The organism is Jannaschia aquimarina (genome assembly GCF_000877395.1).
Classification (GTDB): domain Bacteria; phylum Pseudomonadota; class Alphaproteobacteria; order Rhodobacterales; family Rhodobacteraceae; genus Jannaschia; species Jannaschia aquimarina.
Genome location: NZ_JYFE01000041.1, coordinates 236,454 through 259,903, shown reverse-complemented (window position 1 = coordinate 259,903; position 23,450 = coordinate 236,454). Strand labels below are relative to the sequence as shown.

Genomic DNA, 23,450 nt, shown 5'->3' with positions numbered 1-23,450 from the left:
GTCCGACCCGATCCCGCCCGCCGCACGCCGCACGCCGCGACCTGCCTGCCGGCAGAGCCTTGCCCGCCCGGACGGCCCAGGCTCCGTACGCCGGATGTGCAGACGGGGGGTGCACAGGGGGTGCACAGGGGGTGCACACCGATTTCGCGGCTCCGGACAGGCTGGACAAGCTTCCCTGCCCCTGCCACATCCGCCGCCCGGAAGGAGCCGTTCCATGACCGTCACCCGCTTCGCCCCCTCGCCCACCGGCTACCTGCATGTGGGCAACCTGCGCACCGCGCTGATGAACTGGATGATCGCCCGCAAGGACGGCGGGACCTTCGTCCTGCGCCTCGACGATACCGATCCGGAGCGGAGCCGCGAGGAATTCGCGGATGGAATTCGCGAGGACCTGGAATGGCTTGGCCTCGACTGGGATCGGGAGGAACGTCAATCCAGGCGTCTTGACCGCTACGTGGCGGCTGCCGACGATCTGCGCGCCAAGGGTCGTCTCTACGAGGCGTGGGAGACCCCGACCGAGCTGGACCTCAAGCGCAAGAAGCAGCTCAACATGGGCAAGCCCCCGGTCTACGACCGCGCCGCCCTCGCCCTCTCCGACGACGAAAGGGCCAGACTTCGATCCGAACGGGGTGCCGGCGTCTGGCGCTTCAAGCTCGACCAGAACCGGATCGAGTGGCCCGACGCGATCCTCGGGCCGCTTTCCATCGACGCGGCCAGCGTGTCGGACCCTGTGTTGATCCGGGCGGATGGGCAATTTCTCTATACGCTGGCGAGCGTTGTGGACGACGTCCAGATGGGGATTACCCATGTCGTGCGCGGCAGCGATCACGTCACCAACACCGCGACGCAGATCCAGATCATGGCCGCGCTCGGCCACGAGCACCCGCGTTTCGCCCACCATTCCCTGCTGACCGGTCCGCAGGGAGAGGCGCTGTCCAAACGTCTGGGGACGTTGTCGCTTCGGGATCTGCGAGCACAAGGCATCGAGCCGATGGCGCTTCTGTCTCTGATGGCCCGCCTCGGCTCGACCCATCCCATCGAGCTGCGCGATACGCCGCAAGAGCTGGCCGAGGCTTTCGACCTGGCTCAGTTCGGAGCCGCCCCGACCAAGTTCGACGAGCGTGATCTGACCCCGTTGACCGCGGAGGTGATGCAGCGCGCGCCGGTCGACGCGGTCATGGCCGAACTGGACGAGGCCGGTATCCCCGAGGACATGCGCGCGCCGTTCTGGGCGGTCATCCGCGAGAATGTCGCGACCCGCGCCGACATCGCTCCGTGGTGGGTCACGCTGCGGGACGGGGCGACGCCACTGGTCGCGGACGAGGACCGGGACTTCGTGGCGCAGGCTCTCTCGATGCTGCCAGAGCCGCCCTACGGCCCCGATGCCTGGTCGAGTTGGACGGCAGAAGTGAAAGCCGCCACCGGCCGCAAGGGGAAAGCCCTCTTCATGCCGTTGCGCCAAGCCCTCACTGGCCGCGAGCGCGGCCCGGATATGGGCGATCTCATGCCGCTGATGCAGGCACGACCGAAGGGGTGACCAAGGTCGCCATCCGATCGGGACGCAAGGCTGCAACCCGGTTCCCATTCCACTCCGCGACGCGGGACAGTTCGTAGGCGAAGGTCGTGCCCGGCGACAGTCGCAGGGATGACGGGCTGCCGGCCCCCAGTGGCACGTCGAGGGAGGCGCCCGCGGCCGTCACCTGGTCGAGGGGGCCCCGTGACACGCGCGCGCAAAGCATCGTCGCGACGCTCTGCTCCATCGGGATCCAGACGGCGGACACGATCCGGCCGCCGGACGCCAGGGAGGCCAAGGCGCGGCGTGCGATCGGCGCCCGCCGGTTGAGCACGTGCCGCAGGTCGTTCTCCATCAGGGCAAAGCGTACCAGGACGCGACCGCCTGCGCGGATCCGCGAGGCGGTCAGCCTGCGATCCGCCCAGCCACCGCAACCCAAGAACCGGATGCGCCCGGCCCGACAATCGGGAAACTCGGCGCTGTCGGGTGGAAGCACGGTCGGCCGGGGCGAGACACAAAGGCGCAGGCCGGCCAACATCCGGCGGGGCACCTGGCCTTCTGGATCGAACTGTCGGGTCGAGCCATGAGCGATCTCACCGAACGTGGCCAGGGTCACGAGATGGGCGTTGCAGCGCTCCGGATACTCGGAAACAAAAAACTCGTCACCGCTGCGTCCCATCGTCATGACCCTGCCCCCCATACTCGTTACAGACCGCCGAACACCCGGCGGATGTCTTTACCCTGCGTCAAACCGAGGGAACCGGCGAGTACGGATTTCCTGACCTCTTGGTAAAATTCTGTACCGCCCTCCGTACGGCGATTGACAGAGGCCAGGCACCTGACGTCGGCGCGCCGTCGGGACCGAGGTGCTGCGCCCATTCGGCGCAGCGCCCCGCTGCCATCCTGCCGCGTCGCGTCTTGGCGCAAAGGAAAGGTTCTGTCATGGTCTCTGTCATGGCGACCGACCTACAGCTCTATCGCGAGAAATGCAGTGCTTGCCCGATCCGGCATCGGGCGGTCTGCGCAACCTGCGAGCCGGACGAATTGGCCCGCCTCGAAGCAATAAAGTCGTACAAGGTTCACCGTGCCGGGGCGACCATCGCCCTGGAAGGCGACGCCCTGCCCTTCGCGGCCTCGGTCGTCTCGGGCTGTGCGACCCTATCACGCTCTCTGGAAGACGGGCGACGCCAGATGGTTGGACTTCTGATGCCATCCGACTTCATCGGCCGGCCGGGGCATTCGACCGCGGCGTACGAGATCACGGCCGCGACGGACGTGACGCTCTGCCAGTTCCGCCGGATGGAGTTCGAGGATCTGTTGGCCTCGACGCCGCATCTCGCGAGCCGGCTTCTGCAGATGTCGCTGGACGAGTTGGACGCGGCGCGGGAATGGATGCTGTTGCTCGGTCGCAAGACGGCGCGCGAGAAGGTCGCATCTCTCCTGCTGATCATCGTTCGACGCGCGTCTCCGGGGCCGGGACCGAAGTCGATCGAACTGCCGCTGACGCGGGAGGCGATGGCCGACTATCTGGGCCTGACGAACGAGACGGTCAGCCGGCAGCTCACGGCGCTTCGCAAGGACGGGATCATCGGCCTGACCGGCAAGAGGGGTCTCACCTGCGACGATCTGGCAGCCCTCTTTGACGCCGCGGGAGAGGACGGAGACGGCGCCATCCTGACCTAGATCAAGGCATCGGCCGGGACCCGGGGCCATTGGCGAGGCGGACGACCTCGACCTGGAGCCCTGAAATGGCCGACACGATAAAGCTGAGCGGGCTGGCCCTCCTGGCCTTCTTCTTCGCGCTCGCCGCGAATTACGCTCGCGACCCCGCTTACATGGTACACGCCCTTCTGCTGATGGCAGTCGCGGCGGGATTGTTCTTCTGGCAGATCGGCCGAACGCGGATCGAGGGTGTGCCCTACGACGCGCCGGTTGCCGAGACGGGGTATATGGACGGACCGATCCGCTACGGCGTGATCGCCACGGCCTTCTGGGGCGTCGTCGGCTTCCTTCTGGGGACCTACATCGCGTTCCAGCTCGCCTTCCCGGCGCTGAATTTCGAATGGGGGCAGCCCTTCTCGAATTTCGGTCGCCTTCGCCCGCTGCATACTAGCGCGGTGATCTTCGCCTTCGGAGGCAACGCGCTGCTGGCAACCAGCTTCTACGTCGTCCAGCGGACCTGCGGCGCGCGGCTCTGGGGCGGCAACCTGCCTTGGTTCGTGTTCTGGGGCTACAACCTCTTCATCGTGCTGGCCGCCACGGGCTACCTGCTGGGCGCGACCCAGTCCAAGGAATACGCCGAGCCGGAATGGTACGTGGACCTTTGGCTGACCATCGTGTGGGTCGCCTATCTGGCCGTCTTCATGGGCACGATCCTGAACCGCAAAGAGCGGCACATCTACGTTGCCAACTGGTTCTTCCTGGCCTTCATCGTCACCGTCGCAATGCTGCACGTGGTCAACAACCTCGCGATCCCGGTCAGCATCTGGGGCAGCCGTTCGGTCGGCCTCTTCGCGGGCGTCCAGGACGCGATGACACAATGGTGGTACGGCCACAACGCTGTGGGCTTCTTCCTGACCGCCGGCTTCCTGGGGATGATGTACTACTTCATTCCAAAGCAGGCCGGGCGTCCCGTCTACAGCTACAAGCTGTCGATCATCCACTTCTGGGCGCTGATCTTCCTGTACATCTGGGCGGGCCCGCACCACCTGCACTACACCGCGCTGCCCGACTGGGCCTCGACGCTGGGCATGGTGTTCTCGATCATCCTCTGGATGCCCAGCTGGGGCGGCATGATCAACGGCCTGATGACGCTGGAAGGCGCATGGGACAAGATCCGCACCGATCCGATCATCCGCATGTTCGTGGCCAGTCTCGCCTTCTACGGCATGTCGACCTTCGAGGGGCCGATGATGTCGATCCGGGCGGTGAACTCGCTGAGCCATTACACCGACTGGACCATCGGACACGTGCATTCGGGTGCGCTCGGCTGGAACGGGCTGATCACCTTCGCTTGCCTCTACTTCCTGACGCCCAAGCTTTGGGGCCGGAAGGCGATGTACTCCGTCAGCGCCATCAACGTGCACTTCTGGCTCGCGACCGTGGGGATCGTGCTCTACGCCGCCTCGATGTGGGTCACCGGCATCATGGAAGGCTTGATGTGGCGTGAGGTGGATGCCGACGGCTTCCTGGTGAACAGCTTCGCCGACACCGTCGCCGCCAAGTTCCCGATGTACCTCGTTCGTGGCCTCGGAGGCGTGCTGTACCTGAGCGGCGCCCTGCTGATGGTCTGGAACATGTGGATGACGATCCGGGCCCCCGAGGCCCGCCCCGTCACCGTCGCCACCCCCGCGGAGTGAGTAGAATGACCGATCCAAAGGACCCCCGCGATCCCGCCTACGATCCGAAGGCCGATCCCAAGGTGACCACCGCCAGCGAGGAGGGCGTGCCAAACGAATTGCCGCCCGAGACGCAGACGATCACGTTCCACCAGCGACTGGAGCGCAATGCGACGCTCCTGCTGGCCGCCAGCTTCCTGGTCGTCACCGTCGGCGGCGCCGTCGAGATCGCACCCCTCTTCTGGCTGGAGAACACCATCGAGGATGTGGAGGGCATGCGCCCCTACTCTCCGCTGGAACTGGCCGGACGCGAGATCTACGTGCGCGAAGGCTGCTACGTCTGCCACAGCCAGATGATCCGTCCGATGCGCGACGAGGTGGAGCGCTACGGACATTATTCGCTGGCGGCCGAGTCGATGTATGACCGCCCCTTCCAGTGGGGATCCAAGCGGACGGGGCCAGACCTCGCCCGCGTGGGGGGGCGCTACTCGGACGATTGGCATGTCGACCACCTGCGCGACCCGCAGAGCGTCGTCCCAGAGAGCATCATGCCGAAATATGCTTTCCTCGACGACACGCGCCTGACCGGAGAATATATCGGCGAGTTGATGGCGACCCATCGGATCACCGGCGTGCCCTACACCGACGAGATGATCGTCAATGCCCGCGCCGACTTCATCGCGCAGGCCGATCCGAACGGGGATTGGGATGCGGTCATCGAACGCTACCCGGGCGCGCAGACGCGCGACTTCGACGGCAACCCGAATGCGGTGACCGAGATGGATGCGCTCATCGCCTACCTGCAGATGCTCGGCACGCTGGTCGATTTCTCGACCTTCGTCGCCGACGAGAGCCGCTGAGGACGTCGCAATGGACACGTATTCCCTCTTGCGAGAAATCGCGGACAGCTGGGTCCTCCTGGCCCTGTTCTGCGTCTTTCTCTTCGTGATCGCCTGGGCCTGGCGGCCCGGATCGCGCCCCATTCACGATGATGCGGCGCAGGTTCCCTTCCGCGAAATCCAGCCCGACGGACCCGGGTGCGGAAATGCCTGCGACGGCTGCTCTTGCGGGCAGGCCCGTGACTTCATCAAGGCCGGAGGCACCAATGGCTGACAATTCCGATAAGCGGGTCGACGACGTCACCGGCACCGAAACGACCGGCCATGTCTGGGACGGGATCGAGGAGCTGAATACGCCCCTGCCCCGCTGGTGGCTCTGGACCTTCTACGCAACCTGCGTCTGGGGCGTGATCTACGTGATCCTGTTCCCGGCCTGGCCACTGGTCACCGGCGCCACCGAGGGGGTGCTGGGGTTCTCGACCCGCGGACAGGTCGCCGCAGACATCGCAGCGGTGGACGAAGCCCGGAGGGACCAGATGGGGACGCTCGCCAGCATGGAGCTGGCCGACCTGCCCGACGATCCGGAGCTTCAGGCCTTCGCCCAGCGAGCCGGGGCATCGGTCTTCGCCAACAACTGTTCCCAGTGCCATGGTGCGGGCGCTGCAGGCGTACAGGCGGCGGGCTACCCGAACCTTCTGGACGACGATTGGCTCTGGGGCGGCACCCTGGAGGAGATCGCACACACCGTCCGCCATGGCATCCGCAACGAGGCAGACCCCGAAGCGCGCTGGTCCGAAATGCCGGCTTTCGGCGATATCCTTGTCGAGGAAGAGATCGACGCGCTCATCAACCATGTCCGCGCGCTCGGCGGCCTGAGCCATGACGCGGCACTGGCCGCGGCCGGAGACGAGTTGTTCCAGGACAACTGCTCCTCCTGCCACGGGATCGAAGGGATGGGCATGACCGACCTCGGCGCGCCGAACCTGACGGATGCCATCTGGCTCTACGGCGGCAGCGAGGAAGAGATCGAGCATACGATCCGCTACTCGCGCTTCGGTGTGATGCCCCCCTGGGGTGAACGCCTGCGCGAAGCCGATGTCCGCGCGGTCTCGGCCTACGTCCACAGCCTCGGCGGCGGTGTGGAGGCCGCTCCGACCAACTGACGGCGACCGCCGCCCGGCTCTGCAAGGGCCCGGGGCGGCGGCTGAGGCCGGGCAATCCGTCCTGTCGGATCGCCCGGCTGATTTGAATCAGGGCCTTCGGGCCCATTCCCGTGCGACCGAGGTCCCATGAGCGACCAATCCGAATCTCCGGCCCTCTTTGCGGCGCGCGTTCCGATTTTCCCGCGCCGCGTGTCCGGGCGGTTTCGCAACCTAAAATGGGGCCTGATGATCTTCACCCTGGGGATCTACTACCTGACCCCGTGGATCCGCTGGGACCGAGGCCCCAACCTGCCCGATCAGGCCGTGCTGGTCGATCTGGCGAACCGCCGGTTCTATTTCTTCTGGATCGAGATCTGGCCCCACGAATTCTATTTCATCGCCGGCCTTCTCATCATGGCGGGGCTGGGCCTCTTCCTGTTCACCTCGGCACTTGGCCGGGTCTGGTGCGGCTATGCCTGTCCCCAGACCGTCTGGACCGACCTCTTCATGGCGGTCGAACGCTGGATCGAGGGCGACCGCAATGCCCGCATCCGCCTGCACGACGCCCCTTGGAGCGCGCGGAAGGTGCGGCTACGGGTCAGCAAGTGGGTCACCTGGCTGCTGATCGCGGTGGCGACCGGGGGCGCCTGGGTCTTCTATTTCGCCGACGCGCCGACCCTGGCCCGCGACCTGGTTACCGGGCAGGCCGCGCCGGTCGCTTACATGACCATCGCCATCCTGACGGGCACGACCTTCGTTCTGGGCGGCTTCATGCGCGAGCAGGTCTGCATCTACATGTGCCCCTGGCCCCGCATCCAGGGGGCGATGGTCGATCCCGGCACCTTGACCGTGGGCTACCGCCACTGGCGCGGAGAACCGCGGGGCAAGGGATCGCCCAAACGCACGCAGGTCGCGGCCGAGGCGATCGGCGGGGGTGAAGCGCAACCCCGCTACGGCGCCGCACTGGAGCGCGAAATTGCGGCCCCCCGCCTTTCTCGAACCGGAGAAACACTCGGCGATTGTGTCGATTGCAACGCCTGCGTCGCGGTCTGTCCGATGGGGATCGACATCCGCGAAGGCCAGCAGATGGAATGCATCACCTGCGCGCTCTGCATCGACGCCTGCGACGACGTCATGGCACGCCTAGGCCGACCACGCGGGCTGATCGACTATCTGGCCCTCGACGACGAGCCTCCCATCGAGCCCGGCAAGGCGGTCGACGTGACCGAGTTGGACTGGCGCCCGAAGCCGCTGTGGCAACACGTCTTCCGGCTGCGCACCATCCTCTACACCGTCGCCTGGGCCGGGATCGGTGTGGCTCTGGTGGTTGCCCTGTTCATCCGGCCAGAGATCGACATGACCGTCGCCAAGGTCCGCAACCCGACATTCGTCACGCTTTCGGATGGCACCATCCGCAATACCTACGACGTCCGCCTGCGCAACAAGCATGGCGAGGCGCGAGAGTTTCACCTCGCCCTGACCGCCGACTCGACCCTTCGGATCGAGCTGGAAGGCGAGAGCGACCTGACGGTGACCGTTCCGCCAAACGCGACCGAGCTTCAGCGCGTCTATGTCAGTGCGCGTCCCCAGGATGAAGCCGCCTCGCAGGATCGGACCGAGTTCCGGTTCTGGGTCGAGGATCTGGTCAATGGCGAGCGTGCCTTCACCGACACCATCTTCAACGGACGGGAGAGTTTCGATGAACGATCCGGCGCAGCGGGCTGAGCCCGGGACCCTACGCGGCTGGCATGTGCTGGCCATGTTCGTGGGTGGGTTCGCGATCATCATAGGCGTGAACCTGACGATGGCCTTCAGCGCCGTCTCCACTTTCCCCGGCCTCGAGGTCCAGAACAGCTACGTGGCCTCGCAAGCCTTCGACCGCGAGAAGGCGGCTCAGGATGCGCTCGGCTGGACCGTCGAGGCAGAGGTGCGCCATGGCCGTCTGGTCGTGACCGTCGCGGATGGGGACGAAGTGGCGCCGATGCAGAGGCCGACGCTCCTTCTGGGCCGTGCAACCCATGCCGCCGACGACCAGACGCCGGAATTGCGTCGCGATGGCGGGGTCTGGGTGGCGGACACCGATCTCACGCCCGGTCGCTGGATGCTGCGGCTCGAAGCGACCGCGCCAGACGGAACCGCCTTCCGCCATCGCCTCGTGGTCGAGGTTCCTGCATGACTGCTGCGTGCCCCGCCTGCACGGTTCCGCTGCCAGAGCCTGACGCCGGCGCGGCGGTCGACGGGCACGTGGTGCATCTCTCCTTGCCCGCGATCCGCTGCGCGGGATGCATCGCGGGTGTCGAGCGCGCGTTGAACGACCTCGCCATCGTACGCGATGCGCGGGTCAATCTCTCCCGAAAGCAGGTACGCGTGGTCACGAGCAGGGCGGGCGCCGCGCCGCTCGTGGCCGCCTTGGGTGACGCCGGGTACGAGGCGCATGAGCTCGATGCAGGCGCGCTGGCCGCCACGCAGGCCGATGCGGAGGGGCGCGCATTGCTGACCCGGGCCGCCGTCGCGGGCTTTGCCATGATGAACGTGATGATCCTGTCCGTCGCCGTCTGGTCCGGGGCCGCGGATCACACCCGTGCCCTGCTCGAATGGGTATCGGCCGCCATCACGCTGCCCGCGCTCGCCTATTCTGCGGCACCGTTCCTGCGCAGCGCCATCGGCGCCTTGCGGGCGGGCCGGATGAACATGGACGTCCCGATTGCCCTTGCGATCACCCTGGCTGCCGGTGTGTCGCTGTGGGAAATCGCGGCCGGAGGAGGCCATGCCTGGTTCGAGGCCGCGATTTCGCTCACCTTCTTTCTGCTGATCGGACGCTGGCTCGATCATCGCGCCCGGCTGGCCGCGCGTTCGGCCGCCGCCGAACTCGCCGCGCTGGAGATCCCGCGCGCCACCGTCCTCGAGGGCGAAGACCGCCGGGAGATGGCCGTCGCCGATCTGATGCCGGGGATGCGGATCGCACTCGCACCCGGCGCGCGCGTTCCGGTCGACGGCACGTCGGAAAGCGCGGCCGAGATGGATCGGTCCGCGCTGACCGGCGAGGCCGAAACCACCCTTGTTCCGGCGGGGGCCCGGATCTGCGCCGGAGAGATCGTGGTGGGCCGCCCGCTCGTGCTGCGTGCCACCGCCCGGGCCGAGGACTCAACGCTTCGTCGCCTTATGTCCCTTGTCGAGACGGCCGAAGGTGCCCGTCATCGCTATGCCGCGCGGGCCGACCGGGTCGCGGCGCTCTATGCGCCGGTCGTCCATATCCTCGCCGCCGCCGCCTTTGCCGGATGGTGGTGGGCATCGGGCAGCATCCCGTTCGCCATCGGCGTCGCGACGGCCGTCCTGATCATCACCTGCCCCTGCGCCCTCGCTTTGGCCGCGCCCGCCGTGGGTGCCGCCGTGTCGGGCCGGCTGTTCCGACGAGGCGTCCTGCTCACCTCGCCGACCGCGCTCGAACGCCTTGCGCAGATTGACATTGTGCTGATCGACAAGACCGGCACCCTGACAACCGGATGCGTTCCGCGGCCGGACCTGCCGGACGACGCGGCCGCCATCGGCGCGGCGCTTTCCGCCGCCTCGGACCACCCGGTGGCGCGCGCAGTCGCCGCCGCGCTCGACGGCGTGGCACCGGCACGCCTGACGGACATTCGCGAGGTTCCCGGTCAGGGCGTCTTCGCAGAATGGAACGGGCAGCCCGTTTCGCTTGCACGCGGACCCGACGGGCCTCGGCTGACATGGCCCGACGGACATGCTGACCTCGCGGCAACGGAAACCTTGCGCGGCGGCGCAGAGACGCTGGCGCGCGATCTCGCCGATCTGGGCCTGCCCACCGAGATGGTGACAGGTGATACGGTGGAGCGAGCGGACCGGGTGGCCCGAAGCGCAGGGATCACGACCGTTCATGCCGGCCTGACACCGGAGCAGAAGCTCGGGCTCGTCCAAGAGCACCAGCGCGCAGGCCGCAAGGTCCTGATGCTCGGGGACGGCCTGAACGATGCAGGCGCGTTGACGGCAGCGGATGCGTCTGTGTCCCCGGCCAGCGCGCTCGATGCGGCGCGCTCCGCCTCGGACGTGGTGCTGCTGGCGAGGGATCTGGGCACCCTGCCCCGTCTGTTGGCCGAGGCCAGAGGGGCGGATGTCCGTGTGCGGCAGAACTTCGGATTGGCCATCGCCTACAATCTGGTTGCCGTTCCCGTCGCACTTGCTGGTTTGGCGACCCCTCTGATCGCCGCGATCGCGATGTCGACCTCTTCCTTGACGGTGGTTCTCAATGCGCTGAGAAAGGTTCGGACATGAACGTGCTCGTCCTCCTCATCCCGGTCTCGATCGCATTGGGCGCTCTGGGCCTTGTCGCCTGCCTCTGGACGCTTCGGGCCGGGCAATACGAGGATCTGGAGGGCGACGCCGCGCGGATCCTGCTCGAAGACGACGAGAGCGACGCCTAGAACGCGGACGCTCCGCCCGGCTGCTGGGTCGCCGGGCGGGCCGTGATCGATTATTTGGGAATACGGTCAGACGGCGAGGCTGTGCCGGCCGCTTTCGCGCGCATATCCGTCCAGCGTCGCAGCGATCAGGCGGGCATAGGGCCGCCCCTCGGGCATGATGGCCACCGCCCCGTTCTCGGCCGGGCGCAGGGCCCACGGCCACTCCCGTAGAAGTTCGAGCGCCAGCATCCGCGCCGCCGCGGGATTTGAACACCGGTCCGGGTAGAGCGCGAAATCGCAGAGCAGGCGTTCGATCGCCTCGCCGCGATCCCTGTCATCCCCGCTGAATGCGTGGCCTCGCGCCGTTGCAAGCCCGCCGGACCGAACACGTTCGGCCCAGGCCGCCGTTGCCGGCGCGTTTTGTGCGTATCCTTGTGGCAGGCGCGAAATCGAAGATGCGCCCAGGCCGATCAGTGCCGCATGGCCATCCGTCGTGTAGCCCTGAAAGTTGCGGCGCAGGCGCCCTTCGGTCGCCGCGATCCGCATCGGATCGTCGACATGGGCGAAGTGATCTATCCCGACCTGAACGAAGCCCGCCCTCTCCAGCCGCTCACGTGCGATGTCGAAGAGTTCCAGCCGCAACGTCGGATCGGGAAGAGCCTCCTCCGGAATCGCGACCTGGCGTCTCGAAGCCCAGGGCACATGGGCGTAGCCATAAAGCGCCAGCCGGGTCGGCTCCAACTCGAGGACGTGGTCGAGCGTCTTCCTCAGACTTGCCGGCGTCTGATGGGGCAGGCCGTAGAGCAGATCGAAGTTGATCGTCTCGATTCCCCGCCGGCGCAAACCATCGGTCGCGAAGCGGGTATCGGCCACGCTCTGGCGTCGTCCGATTGAGAATTGGACCTTCTCGTCGAAATCCTGGACGCCGATGCTGCCACGGTTCAGCCCGGCCGCGGCCAAGGCGTCCAGGCGTTCATCGTCGAGGACCGTCGGATCGATCTCGACCGCGATCTCGGCATCGTCGGCCAACGGGAAGGCGGTTCGAAGCGCGTCGAGAAGCCGGGCAAGAAGCGCGGGAGGCAGGATCGTGGGCGTTCCGCCCCCGAGGTGGATCTGTCCCGCGCGCGTCCCCGATGGGACCAGCGCCGACACGAGGTCGATCTCCCGCAGCAAATCCTCTGCATAGGGTGCGAGCGGAACGTCCGTGGATGTGCCCTGCGTGCGGCAGGCGCAGAACCAGCATAGCCTCCGGCAAAACGGCACATGGGCGTAGAGCGAGACCGGTTCATCCGCAGAGAGCGCCCCCAGCCATTCCGCCATCTGGGCGGCGCCGACGGCTGGCGTGAACGCCGTCGCCGGAGGGTACGAGGTGTAACGCGGCACACGCGCTTGGGCGAGACTGGCTGGGGCACTGCTGCTCATGTCGAACGCGTAGCAGGAGCCGATGAAGCAGAACCCTGATTTGCATCAGGATAGCGGTGGTCCATCGAAAAGATCCTGCGCGGTCGTCCAGCGCGGGAGAGGCGCCATCCACGTTGCTGACGCGAAGCTCAAAGCATGCGTCGGGAATCTTTCGACCGACGCGCGTGCGTCGCGTCGTGTATCAAAGAAAGCTGGTTTCGACGCGGGTGTTTCTTGAGCTGGCCGCTGGGCCTCAGCGGCCAGCATCCATCCGATACCCGGCGGAAAGGGGTGACTGAGCCGGAGCGTTACCGGCCAGGGTCACGAGACGGAGAATCGCGTATTCGAGGTACTCGTGACCCATACGGAACTCGTTGCCCGCGGCCCCATTCCCATGACCCTGCCCCCCTACTCGTTACTTCCTCCGCAACCACACACGGAGGATGTCCTGACGTTGGGTCAGGGTGACACAGAACGCGAGTAGGGAAAACCTGACCTTCCGCGATTATCGGCGACACTTCGTTCGCGGTCCGGCAACAATTCGGGCTACACACCCCGCTCCGGACACCCTCTGGATTGCCGGATGTCGACTTCGCGTGTTGACCGCGACTTGCTGACCCCGTCCCGGACGCCGCTGACTGCCTCTGGCAAAGCGCAAACCGAAGCGCTATCGCAAGCGCGCCCGTTGACCGGGCGGAATGCCCGATGCCCGGGCCGTCATCCAGGGAGACGCCGATGTCCGGAGGTCGGCTGGCGACATTCCTCGAGGCTTTGCGGCTGACCGAGTATTTCGACGTCCTCGCCCGCGAGAAGATCGAGCCCGAGGACTTTGCCATCCTGTCGGACGACGATCTCAGCGGTCTCGGGATCCCGCTCGGCCCCCGCAGGCGGCTGTTGAAAGCGGCGCAAAGCGGGATGCCGCAATCCGTTCCGGTCGTCGGCGAACGCCGAAACCTCACCGTCCTGTTCTGCGACATGGTCGGGTCGACCGAACTCGCGTCGCGTCTCGATCCGGAAGACCTGCGGCAGCATCTGCGGAGCTATCGGGACACCTGCATCCAGTCGATCGAAGAAGAGAACGGGTATGTCGCCCATCGTCTCGGCGACGGGATCATGGCCCATTTCGGCTTTCCGCGCGCGATGGAGGATGCCGCACTCCGCGCAGTTCGCGCCGCTCTCAGCATCGTCGAGCGGACGCGGGCAATGAAAGGCGGGAAAGGCCCCGTCGAAGTCAGGATCGGAATCGCCAGCGGTCTGACCGTCGTTGAAGAAGCCCGGCCCGGCCTTGTCGCGGTGGACGAAATCGCGACCGGCGCGACCCTTTCGCTGGCGGCACGGCTCCAGAACTTCGCGCAACCCGGAACGATTGTCGTGTCGGACGCCACGCGCCGGTTGCTCCGTGACGCGGTCGACCTCCGCTCTCTCGGGCAGGTTCACTTGAAGGGGTTCGCAGAGGAGATGGCAATCTGGGGCGTGACCCGCCTCAGCGGACAATCCGCCGCGACAGGCGATGAACCGGGCCCCCCCGTCGACCTGCTGGGACGTCAGGCAGAATATGACGACCTTGTCGAGCGGTGGCGACACAGTATGGCCGGCACCGGACAGGTTGTCATCGTGCAGGGTGAGGCTGGCATCGGAAAATCGCGCCTGCTTGCCGAGATCAAGCGTCAGGCCAAGCGAGAGGGTGAGGTTGTCTCGCTTCATTGCTCGCCCTACCGTCATGGCGCCGCTCTGCATCCGGTGACGGGTTGGCTTGAAAAGGTCCTGCAGTCGCAAGGAATGACCGACCCCGCCGAAGCGGTTGGCAAGCTGCCCGGCGTGAATGATGAGACCCGCCCTTACCTGTTGGGATTGCTGGGTGTTCAGTCTTCAACGCCACAAGAGACAGATCCGATCGTGCGCCGCGACGCGCTGGTCGATGCGGTGATCGCATTGCTGTCCCCTGAGCCGGACAGGCCCCGCCTCCTTCTGGTCGAAGATCTGCAATGGGCCGATGCGGCGACGCTGGATGTGCTCGATCGCTTGATGGAAATGCTTGGTGACCTGCCCCTTCTGCTGGTCGCAAGCGCTCGACCGGATGCGCGGCGGCTGCCGGATCCGGCACATGCGCCGCGCCTCACCCTGTCCCCCCTTGCCACGGCCGATACGATGTCGCTGATCGGCGCGCATCCGGGGGCGGAACGGCTTGCCCCCGAAATCCGCGAAAGGATCGCCGAACGGTCGGGCGGCGTGCCCTTCTTCACCGAAGAACTGACCCGCGCCACGCTCGATGCGCCGAATGCGGACCTGTCCTCTGTTCCGATCACGTTGCAGGACACGCTCATGGCGCGGCTCGACCGCCTGCGCGCGGGAAAGTCCGTTGCACAAGTTGCCGCGCTGATCGGGCCACGCTTCAAGGCCGACTTGCTGGCGGCCTGTGCCGATATCGAACGGGACGACGTCGCGGCCGGATTGGAAGAGTTGATCGAGGCGCGTCTCGTCGAGCGTCGGTCGCGAGGCGTCTACATGTTCCGTCATGCTCTGCTGCGCGAGACGGCCTTCATGTCGATGTTGCGGTCGCGACGAACCGACCTGCACCGTCGGGTCGCCCATGCGATGATCGACCGCTTCCCGGATCTCGTCCGCGCACAGCCGGAGACCGTCGCGCATCACTTGACCGAGGCCGGCGAACTCGCATCCGGCCTGGAATACTGGGAAGAGGCGGCGGAGAAGAGCATCGCGCAGGCAGCACTTTCGTCTGCGATCACCTACTTCCAGAAGGCCCTGAGCATCGCCGAGCGATTGCCCGCCTCGCCGTCGCGCGATCAGCGCGAGGCGGCGCTGCGCGTCCGGCTGAACATGCCGCTTGTCGCCACCACGGGTTTCGCCTCGGCGGACACAGAAGACAATCTCGCCCGGATGGCGACCCTCTTCCAGACGACGGAACCCGGTGAGGCGGCGCTCCAACTCCTGTGGAGCCGGTGCATGTCCGCCCTCGTCCGCGCCGATCTGACCACCGCGCGCTCGACCGCGCTTCAGATGAAGAACGCGACAGAGAAGTCGAGCGTGAGCAACGCCTCCAGGATGCCGGAACGCATACTTGGCTACATCGCTCTTCTGGAAGGAGAGTTGGACGCGGCCGAACAGCACTTCACTCAGGTCCTCGTGGGCTATGACCCGAAGAGATTCGATCCGATCCTGCCCGGGCATGCCTTCGACGCGCTCGCCTCGTCATTGGCTCAGGAGGCGATTCTGCTGGCCCTGCGAGACCGGCCCGATCTCGTGGACGACCGTCAGAGGCGTGCTCTCGGTCGGGCACGGGAGTTGGACAACCCCGCGACCTCCTTTCAGGTTCTCGTGCATATTTGCATCGCGCGATTCGAGATGGGGGATCACGACCGGATCCCGGATCTTCTGGGTGAATTGCGCAGTCTGGTCGATCAGGGCGAGGTCGCGCCACTCTACGCGGACCTGTGGGATGCCTGGCTCACCGCCCGAAACGGGGATCTCGACCCCGGCCTGGAACGGATGGCGAAGGCTCAGGGGGCCGATACGCAGTACCCGCTCTGGATGCCCAGAGCGACGTTGTTGCGGATCGAACTCCTTCTGCAGGCAGGACGCGTGTCCGAGGCACTCGAACTGACGGAGCATTGCGACGAACAGATCGGCCGGCTGCGCCATACGTATCTTTCCGCAGAGGCCAAGCGCGTACGTGCCGCATGCCTTACGGCCAGCGATGCGCCGCGATCCGTCGTCGCGGATTTGCTGGAGAGTGCGGTGCAAATTGCGAAGCGACAGGGGGCAAATCGCTTCGAGCGTCTGGCGCGCGAAGATCTTGCACGGCTGGACCTGCGTCATCGGGACAGCGACGTCGCGAGCAGTCGGTAAGCGCAGGGATCGGAACTCCCGGCATCGGCCTCTTCTGGCGCACCTGCGAGCGGCTAAGACACCGCGCCCGCCCTTCTGAGCCTCAGAGCGGCTCGAGTACGGTGATGCCGACCGCGCCCGCACGCGCTAAGTCCGGATCGAGCGTCATCGGAATATATTCGCCCCGCCGCCAGAGTACACCCAGATCGTCGTAATGGCGCGAAAGCGGGTGGCCGGACTGGCCGGTGGACGTGATGAAGACCGAGCTTTCGGGATCGGCAAAGTCATAGACACCCCGATAGGTTCCGGCGTGGACATTGGCGAAGGGGGTCGGGGCCTCACCGGACGTGCGGCCCCGCTGGAGAGTGTGATCGCCGCCGGACGTACTCTGCCGGATGTTCACGACTGCACCGAGGAAAGGAATGTCCCCGAGGACAGGGTGGTCGTGATGCGCTTCGTGCGCGTCCCCCCAACGCCAGCTCTCGGGCGATCCGCCATACTGATCTTCAAGGGATTGCAGCGCATCATCCAGCGACAAGCGCGCCACGTCGGTGCAGGTCTCGACCGGAACGGATTGGATAACGTCACACCACGCCGATGCGCCGTCGATGTCGCGAAAGACCCTCTCCACGAAGAGCGGGATCATCCGCGAATACTCGTCGGCGAGCGGGCCGAGATCGTCCCGAATGAGCCGGTCCTGAAGGGCGCGCATCCAGGCCGCGTAGATCAGCGGCTCGGGCAGATGCTCTGACATTTCGCCGTTCCACGCCGCCAGAAGGGCGAGGGCGTCCTGCCGCCGCCGCTCGGGCGTGCCGGGGGGTGCCGCCTCTCCGGTGAACCAGAGGTCGCGGCCCACCAGAGGCAGGAGCGCCCGGGCCGCAAACGAGACGGTGTCCAGCTGCGCCTCGATCAGGCTCTGCCGGGTGTGGATGTCGCGGCGGCTGAGCAGTTCCTCCATACGTTGCACCCGCTGCGTATCACCCCAGTGAAACGAGACATGGTCAGGAAAGGGCCGATCCACGATCTTGTTGTTTGTGTTCCCCAACATGCCGCTTTCCGGGTCGATCCAGACGGGGTTGTCATCGAACGGCTTCGTTCCGGACCAGACATTGGCGTCGATCCAGCCCGGCGCGGGAATCCGGCCCTGGGATTGATGAGCGGGATCGCGATCGGGCTGTGCGCCCATCATGACCATTGCAATCCTGTCTTCGGAGGCAAGCGTCAGCATCTGCGCGGGCGCAACCAGATGGCGCGCCGCGGCGAGGCCGTCTTCGATGCTGCGCGCGCGCATCAATTCGAGCCCCGTGCGCATGGACGTGTCCGCCTCGGTCAGCGCGGTCCATTGCAGGGCGGCGACATGGCCGGGCGGCGTGACTTGGCCCAGGTCGAACTGGCTGCCGGTGAGGACCGGCCCATTCCGGGTGCGCCGCAGGGTCAGCGTCACCGGCGTCTCGTCCTTGATCCGGATGATGGACCCCTCGGTCTCGAACTCTGTCCAGCCGCCGGGCGTCCGGTACTCGGTCGGGTCTTCGGGGTTGAGTTCCTCGATGACGACGTCCTGATCGTCGAGATAGGCCGTGGTCAGACCCCAACCGAGGACGTCCGAGCGTCCCGCCAGCACAACCGGCATACCCGGGATCGTGCCACCGATCACACCTCCCGTCCGGAGGTCGAGCCGCGCCAGGTACCAGATCGTCGGCGCGGTCAGGCCCAGATGCGGGTCATTCGCCATCAAGGCCCCGCCCGAGGCGGCATGATCCGGTCCGACGGCGAAGGCGTTCGACGCACCTGCCAGACCGCGCGGCGCGATCGGCCAGAGCGGGGGTCGCGGCCCGGCCGCGGCAAATCGCGTATGGTCCAGCGTCGGAAACAGATCGCCCGCGAGCACCGCGGTGCCGTCGCCCGGAATGTCGGGATGCAGGTCCCGCAGCCGCTCCTCCGACAGAACGAGCAAGGCGCGCGCACGTGCGGATTCCTCGGATGCGTGGGACGACAGTTGCAGCGCCATCAGCTTCATGACGGCGATACTGTCGGCCGGACGCCACGGCGCGATTTCCGGCGGGAACAGAAAGAATTCCGGCGCGCCCCGCCCCTCGGCCCCCTCGTTGATGACATTGATCCGCGCATTCACCCCCGCCGAATAGGCTTCGAGCATCGCGAGCGTTTCCGAATCCTGCAGGCGAGCGGCGCGGTTGGCAGACCGATAGAGGCCCAGCCGACGCAGCAATTCGTCCGTCCGGAGCGTCTCGGCGCCAAAGATCTCGGACAGGCGGCCCTGGGCGGTCCGCCGCATCAGCGTCATCTGCCAGAGCCTGTCCTGCGCATGGGCATAGCCCAACCCGAAGAAGACGTCCGCGTCGGTCTCTCCGAAGATGTGCGGGATGTTATGGGTATTGCGCACGATCTCGACCGGAGAATCGATGCCCGTCACTTTTAGGGTGCGGTCGTAATCCGGCAGGCTGCGCGAGGTGAACCAGAAGAGCGTCCCCAGCATGACGCCGGTCGCTACGAGGACGAACACCACGATACGGAAAGTCCAGCGGAAAAGCCGCTCCATCCCCTGCCCCTTCGGTTGAACTCGACCCCGCCTCCGGGTCTAACGAGCGGGCGTTCGGATGCAAGGGAGGCCGGCATGGCAAAATGTGCGTTTCTGGGGCTCGGCGTCATGGGTTTCCCGATGGCGGGCCACCTCATGGCCGCCGGGCATGACGTGACGGTCTATAACCGCACGGGATCAAAGGCCGACGACTGGGTCACCCGACATGGCGGAAAGGCGTGCCCGACCCCGAGGGATGCCGCAGAGGGCGTGGAATTCGTGATGGCCTGCGTCGGCAACGACGACGATCTGCGCGCCATCTGCATCGGCGAGGGCGGGGCCTTTGACGGCATGTCGAAGGGGGCGGTCTTCGTCGACCACACGACCGTCAGCGCCGAGGTCACACGGGAAATGGCGGCGGCTGCGTCGGAACGCGGGATCGCCTATGTGGACGCACCCGTCAGCGGAGGCCAGGCGGGCGCGGAGAACGGACAGCTCGTCGTCATGTGCGGCGGCGCGCAAACCGATTACGACCGGGCCGAGCCGGTGATCGGCGCCTATGCCAAGGCCTGCCGCCGGATGGGCGAGGTCGGTGCGGGACAGACGACCAAGATGGTCAACCAGATCTGCATCGCCGGGCTGCTGCAGGGGCTGGCAGAGGGTCTGACGCTGGCTCAGAAGGCGGGTCTGGACGGCGAAGCGGTGATCGACGTGATCCAAGGCGGTGCCGCAGGATCGTGGCAGATGGTCAACCGTCACAAGACGATGCTGGCCGGCGACTACGATCACGGTTTCGCTGTCGACTGGATGCGCAAGGACCTCGCCATCTGTCTCAAGGAAGGGGATGCCTTGGGCGCGCCCCTGCCGGTCACGGCGCTCGTGGATCAGTTCTACAAGGATGTGCAAGCGATGGGCGGGGGCCGCTGGGACACGTCCAGCCTCATGGCGCGGTTGGGAAAACTGGCCGACAAGTAAGGGGGGATCGCCTGACAATCGGGGCAGCGGTCCTGACTGCAATCGCCGTGCAATGAAAAAAAGGGGGCCACCGGCCCCCTTCTCAACACGTGACGTTACACATACTCATACGACTTTCGCCGAACTCGTAAGAACTCTCAGTTCATCCAGCTTTCGTCGACGGCCGGCATCTCTTCCAGCTGCTCTTCGCTCAGGCGGGTGACATAGCTGTAGGTCCGATCATCGACGGCGGTCAGTTGCAGGTCCTCTACCGGGATCATGACGTGCTTGTCGCCAATATCGAGAAACCCGCCAACCTCGGCGACGATGCCGATCATCTGACCCGACTCGTTGAGAACGATATCCTCGATCTCGCCGATACGGTTCGTTTCGGTGCCGATTTCGGTGCTGTAGGTGGCCGGCTCCGCATCCGTCCACATGGTCTCGTCGTAGTTGAGAGCGATCGAGTAGATCGGGCCGCCGGTGATGTCGCGGGTCCGAATCAGGTTATCCATCTCCATCATCGCGGTGTCATCGTTCATCATCGCGCTGTCGTCGCTGGACGCGTGGTTGTCGGCCATGGCGGGCATCGCGAGGGTCGCGGTCAGGGCGGTTGCGGTCAGAATGCGTAGCATGAAAGCCTCCTTGCAGGTTGGTCTCGGGTACAGAATGCCGCACCCTGCAAGAAGGTTCCCCTTAGCTTCCGAAACTTACGCCGCGTTAAGCCCAGCGATGCAGCGTCACGGGCATATAAAGCGGCGTGCGATCGTAGAGATCGACCATCTGGTCATTCACCAGTCGCGCGCAGCCATTCGACACCGCGTTGCCCACCGTATGCGGGTAATGCGTACCGTGGATCCGCAGGAAGGTGTCGCGGTTTCCCTTGAAGAGATAAAGCGCGCGCGCACCAAGTGGATTGTCCAGACCTCCGGGGATGCCCACGCCCTCGTACTTGCGGTAGAGGTGCGGCTCCCGCTGGATCATGCCGCGCGTCGGCATCCAGGACGGAAACTCCTTCTTCGCGCGGATCGTGTAGGTGCCGGGGTGGTAGAGATGCGGCTTCGCCACGCCCACCGTGTAGCGAACCGCACGCCCGTTCGTGCCCGCGAGATAGAGCGCGAATTCGGACGGGACAACGTGGATGTGGTTGGGCGCCAGACCGGCCGGCGTATCGACGATCCGGGGAAGCATCGAACGCGGCACCTGATAGCGCGGAACGCTTGTCGGTGCGGCATGGACGGCGGGCGCCGCGACGGCGGCAAGGGCGGTCAGGGCAAAGCGGCGGCGGGTAAACATCGGCATCTCCTACGGCAGAACTCGCAAGAGAAGCGCATGAACGCACAATTCGGTTTCACCACGGCCCTTCCGTCCCCGCCCACGAAACAATCCTCGGGGGAGGGATGCGGGATGTTATCTCCGCACGCTCCGGTTCAGCGGCCCCGGATCCGCGGATCGAGCGCGTCACGCAACCCGTCGCCCACGTAGTTGATCGACAGGACGACGAGACTGATCATCAGCCCCGGCCAGACCGCCCGCATGGGATAGCTCTGCAAGAAACTTACCGCGTCGAATAGCAACCGGCCCCAGGTCGGGAAGTCGGGCGGGAAGCCGAGCCCGAGGAAGGACAAGGTCGACTCGGTGATGATCGCGGTCGCGATGCCGAGCGTCGCCGAGACCATGATGGGCGACAGGACGTTCGGCAACATGTGCCGCGTGATGATCCGGCGCGGCGGCGTTCCGATGGAGCGCGCAGCCAGGATGAACTCCCGCTCCTTGAGCGCGAGCACGTCGCCGCGCACGATCCGAGCTGTCTGCATCCACGACGTGATGCCGATGGCAGTCACCATTAGCACGAAGATCCCGGTCTCGATGCCGAACGCGGCCGACAGCGGCTCTCGGAAGAGCACCACCAGCACAAGCAGGAGCGGCAGGATCGGCAAGGCGAGAAACATGTCCGTCAGACGCATCAGCGGCCCGTCGAGACGCTTGAAATAGCCCGCCAGCACCCCGATCAGCGTTCCGAGGAAGAGCGACAGCAGCATGGCGACAAGTCCGACCGCCATCGAGATCCGCCCGCCCGCCATCACACGCGCAAACGTGTCCCGGCCCAGCCTGTCGGTTCCCATCGGATGCGCCCAGGACATGCCCTCGTTGCGCGCGCGCATGTTGGTCTCGGTCGGATCGAGTGGCCAGAACCAAGGGCCGATGGCCACGAAAAGGCAGATCCCGAGGAAGACAAAAGCCCCGATCAGCGCCCCTTTATGCGTGCGGAACTGGTCCCAGACGTCGCGCCACTGGCTGCGTGCGGCGGGTACGGCGACCGCCTCGGGGCCCATCTGGTGCGAGGCGGTCACGGTCTGCGGATCGTTGCCGGATGAGACGACCGGATCAGTCATATCGGATCCTCGGGTCCAGAATGCCGTAGAGCAGGTCGGCGACCAGGTTGGAGACCACGATCAGCACGGCGAAGATGAAGGACAGCGTCTGGACCATGGGCCAGTCATTCGCCTGAAGTGCCGTGATCAGGAGTTGTCCGATCCCGTTCACCTTGAAGATCTGCTCGGTGATGATCGCTCCCGAGAAGATCGCCGGCACGTAAAGCGCGATCACCGTCACGACGGGCAGCAGCGAGTTGCGCAGGACGTGGACCAGGATCACCCGCCGTTCCACGAGACCCTTGGCGCGTGCCGTGCGCACATAGTCCTGATTGAGGTTGTCCAGCACGCTGGCGCGCATGAAACGCGAAAGCTGCGACGTGATCTGCAGCGCCAGTACCATGACCGGCAGGATCATCTGGCGAACCTGCTGCATGAAGCTGTCCCAGTCGTTCACGACCAGCCGGGTGTCGTAGATCGTCGGGAACCAGCCCAGATAGACCGAGAAGATCAGGATTACGAAGACGCCCGAGAAGAACGGCGGCACCGAAAACCCGATCATGGTGATGAACGTGCCTGCCTGATCGAAGAGCGAGTACTGCCGGTAGGCCGAATAGATGCCGATCGGGATCGCGATCAGGATGGCAACCAGATAGCTGGTGCCGACGACCCATAGCGTCTGGGGAATGCGCTCTGCGATGGTCAGGAAGACCGGGCTGCGGTTTTGCCAGGAGATGATCCGCAATTCCCCTTCTGCGAAGGTGGTGCCGAACCAGTGGTCCACGAGGTTGAGTGGCTCGATCCAGAAGAACTGCTTGAGCCAGAGCACGAAGCGAATATGCGCCGGCTCGCCCAGACCGAGCGCCTGTCGCATCTGCTCCCGCACCTCGGACGGCACGGTCAGGGGAACGTTCGCCATCGGATCGCCCGGCGCGAGTTCCAGCAGGAAAAAGATCGCGGCCGCGATGAAGAACAACGTCGGCACGGCGAACATCAGACGGCGCAGCGTGTAGGTCAGCATGGGCGGCCCACGGGTTGAGGCGGCGGGACCCTCCCGCCGAAGGTCGGCCGGACCGCGAACGGTCCGGCCG

Annotated in this window: 19 protein-coding genes; 12 read left to right on the top strand and 7 right to left on the bottom strand. The window is 65.9% G+C overall.

All coding sequences use genetic code 11. The annotated features are described in order from the left end of the window. Positions 1 to 214 precede the first annotated feature (214 nt). A complete protein-coding gene (gene gltX / locus jaqu_RS11795; protein ID WP_043919155.1) occupies positions 215 to 1,537 on the top strand; it encodes a glutamate--tRNA ligase in 1,323 nt (440 codons plus the stop codon). On the opposite strand, the gene jaqu_RS11790 is transcribed toward gltX, so the two are convergent. After that, positions 1,503 to 2,198 (bottom strand): hypothetical protein, encoded by a 696-nt coding sequence (locus jaqu_RS11790; RefSeq protein WP_043919154.1) that lies wholly within the window; start codon positions 2,196 to 2,198, stop codon positions 1,503 to 1,505. The two genes, gltX and jaqu_RS11790, sit on opposite strands and share 35 nt — an antisense overlap. Before the next feature lie 269 nt (positions 2,199 to 2,467). On the opposite strand from jaqu_RS11790, the gene fnrL reads away from it, so the two are divergent. From fnrL to ccoS, 9 genes are all read left to right on the top strand, one after another. Continuing rightward, positions 2,468 to 3,196 (top strand): transcriptional regulator FnrL, encoded by a 729-nt coding sequence (gene fnrL, locus jaqu_RS11785; RefSeq protein WP_043919195.1) that lies wholly within the window; start codon positions 2,468 to 2,470, stop codon positions 3,194 to 3,196. 65 nt (positions 3,197 to 3,261) lie between these two features. Further along, positions 3,262 to 4,872 carry a cytochrome-c oxidase, cbb3-type subunit I gene (gene ccoN / locus jaqu_RS11780; protein ID WP_043919153.1) on the top strand — a complete coding sequence of 537 codons (1,611 nt, stop codon included), beginning with the start codon at positions 3,262 to 3,264 and terminating at the stop codon, positions 4,870 to 4,872. Between the two features lie 5 nt (positions 4,873 to 4,877). Further along, complete coding sequence (ccoO, locus tag jaqu_RS11775; protein ID WP_084629771.1) at positions 4,878 to 5,711, top strand: cytochrome-c oxidase, cbb3-type subunit II; 834 nt, start codon at positions 4,878 to 4,880, stop codon at positions 5,709 to 5,711. Between the two features lie 10 nt (positions 5,712 to 5,721). Further along, positions 5,722 to 5,964 (top strand): cbb3-type cytochrome c oxidase subunit 3, encoded by a 243-nt coding sequence (locus tag jaqu_RS11770; RefSeq protein ID WP_084629768.1) that lies wholly within the window; start codon positions 5,722 to 5,724, stop codon positions 5,962 to 5,964. Then, complete coding sequence (gene ccoP, locus jaqu_RS11765; RefSeq protein WP_043919152.1) at positions 5,957 to 6,853, top strand: cytochrome-c oxidase, cbb3-type subunit III; 897 nt, start codon at positions 5,957 to 5,959, stop codon at positions 6,851 to 6,853. The genes jaqu_RS11770 and ccoP overlap by 8 nt, the downstream gene beginning before the upstream one ends. A gap of 126 nt (positions 6,854 to 6,979) precedes the next feature. Then, positions 6,980 to 8,557 (top strand): cytochrome c oxidase accessory protein CcoG, encoded by a 1,578-nt coding sequence (gene ccoG / locus jaqu_RS11760; protein WP_043919151.1) that lies wholly within the window; start codon positions 6,980 to 6,982, stop codon positions 8,555 to 8,557. Beyond that, entirely contained in the window at positions 8,532 to 9,008 is a 477-nt protein-coding gene (locus jaqu_RS11755; RefSeq protein WP_043919150.1) for a FixH family protein, read from the top strand. Before ccoG ends, jaqu_RS11755 begins: the two co-directional genes overlap by 26 nt. After that, entirely contained in the window at positions 9,005 to 11,119 is a 2,115-nt protein-coding gene (locus jaqu_RS11750; RefSeq protein WP_043919149.1) for a heavy metal translocating P-type ATPase, read from the top strand. The genes jaqu_RS11755 and jaqu_RS11750 overlap by 4 nt, the downstream gene beginning before the upstream one ends. Then, positions 11,116 to 11,268: a cbb3-type cytochrome oxidase assembly protein CcoS gene (gene ccoS, locus jaqu_RS11745; protein WP_043919148.1), complete on the top strand. Its 153-nt coding sequence runs from the start codon at positions 11,116 to 11,118 to the stop codon at positions 11,266 to 11,268. Before jaqu_RS11750 ends, ccoS begins: the two co-directional genes overlap by 4 nt. Positions 11,269 to 11,334: 66 nt before the next feature. On the opposite strand, the gene hemN is transcribed toward ccoS, so the two are convergent. Continuing rightward, positions 11,335 to 12,669 (bottom strand): oxygen-independent coproporphyrinogen III oxidase, encoded by a 1,335-nt coding sequence (hemN, locus tag jaqu_RS11740; RefSeq protein WP_043919147.1) that lies wholly within the window; start codon positions 12,667 to 12,669, stop codon positions 11,335 to 11,337. A gap of 714 nt (positions 12,670 to 13,383) precedes the next feature. Between hemN and jaqu_RS11735 the strand changes: the two genes are divergently transcribed. Further along, positions 13,384 to 16,515: an ATP-binding protein gene (locus jaqu_RS11735; RefSeq protein ID WP_043919146.1), complete on the top strand. Its 3,132-nt coding sequence runs from the start codon at positions 13,384 to 13,386 to the stop codon at positions 16,513 to 16,515. A gap of 82 nt (positions 16,516 to 16,597) precedes the next feature. Here jaqu_RS11735 and jaqu_RS11730 read toward each other — a convergent pair whose 3' ends face one another. Next, positions 16,598 to 19,051 carry a penicillin acylase family protein gene (locus jaqu_RS11730; RefSeq protein WP_043919145.1) on the bottom strand — a complete coding sequence of 818 codons (2,454 nt, stop codon included), beginning with the start codon at positions 19,049 to 19,051 and terminating at the stop codon, positions 16,598 to 16,600. 75 nt (positions 19,052 to 19,126) lie between these two features. Here jaqu_RS11730 and jaqu_RS11725 point away from each other — a divergent pair, with 75 nt between their 5' ends. Then, complete coding sequence (locus tag jaqu_RS11725; RefSeq protein ID WP_043919144.1) at positions 19,127 to 20,005, top strand: NAD(P)-dependent oxidoreductase; 879 nt, start codon at positions 19,127 to 19,129, stop codon at positions 20,003 to 20,005. Between the two features lie 137 nt (positions 20,006 to 20,142). Here the strand turns inward: jaqu_RS11725 and jaqu_RS11720 are convergent, their stop codons facing one another. The 4 genes from jaqu_RS11720 to jaqu_RS11705 form a co-directional block, all read right to left on the bottom strand. Further along, a complete protein-coding gene (locus jaqu_RS11720) occupies positions 20,143 to 20,619 on the bottom strand; it encodes a PRC-barrel domain-containing protein (RefSeq protein WP_043919143.1) in 477 nt (158 codons plus the stop codon). Between the two features lie 85 nt (positions 20,620 to 20,704). After that, the gene (locus jaqu_RS11715; protein ID WP_043919142.1) at positions 20,705 to 21,280 is read right to left on the bottom strand and encodes a L,D-transpeptidase; all 576 of its coding nucleotides are present in this window, start codon (positions 21,278 to 21,280) and stop codon (positions 20,705 to 20,707) included. 134 nt (positions 21,281 to 21,414) lie between these two features. Beyond that, positions 21,415 to 22,320, bottom strand: a complete 906-nt coding sequence (locus tag jaqu_RS11710) for an ABC transporter permease (protein WP_236687844.1) — start codon at positions 22,318 to 22,320, stop codon at positions 21,415 to 21,417. Between the two features lie 52 nt (positions 22,321 to 22,372). Continuing rightward, positions 22,373 to 23,380 (bottom strand): ABC transporter permease, encoded by a 1,008-nt coding sequence (locus jaqu_RS11705; protein ID WP_043919140.1) that lies wholly within the window; start codon positions 23,378 to 23,380, stop codon positions 22,373 to 22,375. Positions 23,381 to 23,450 lie beyond the last annotated feature (70 nt).